We start from the raw sequence: 579 nt of genomic DNA, 5'->3' as shown, positions 1-579 counted from the left end.
TTGTTACTAGGCTATTGCCTCGACAAGACCTCACGGGATAAGCCGTACATCTTTCCTCGTTTACTCTCGTGATTTACGCATATAGGTTACGACTACCTTCTTGGACTTTAGAGTTTTAAGCCCCCCTTATCCCCCATATACGCCTTGATATCACGTTTCTGTTCGTAGAGCCACGATTTCGCTATCCCTTCCTCTCCCCGCTACCTCACGATAGTCAGGCTTGGGAGTCGCTATTGAGTTCACCGGTAGCAGGTGCCCACAGAGGACTTGCACCTCAGATGTACGACATGCCCGTCGTACTTAAAAAACTCTATGCCCGTAGATGGGGCATAGAGCCAAGTTTTAGAGACCTAAAATATAGTATAGGCCTCGTTAATTTTCATGCAAAGAAGAAGGAGGGTGTTCTTCAGGAAATTTATGCACGTTTTACAGAGTTTAACTTCTGTAGATGGACCACAATGAAAATTAATGATACCATGTCCAGCTTAGAAAACTACCAAATCTGCTTTTCTGATGCTGTTTATGCCTGCAAACAATTTCTAAAAAACAAGCTCACTTCTTCTCAGTTGAAAACTTACA

The 579-nt window shown here is 43.2% G+C and carries 1 pseudogene; it reads left to right on the top strand.

The window, feature by feature from the left end:
- Positions 1-290 precede the first annotated feature (290 nt).
- Positions 291-579 (top strand): annotated as a pseudogene (locus ACXM1Q_RS09395) (transposase); the annotation flags it as partial.

The sequence above is a fragment of the Streptococcus sp. 10F2 genome (assembly GCF_054331515.2).
The sequence above is the reverse complement of the archived record's forward strand: the minus strand, read 5'-3'. Positions and strand labels throughout refer to the sequence as shown.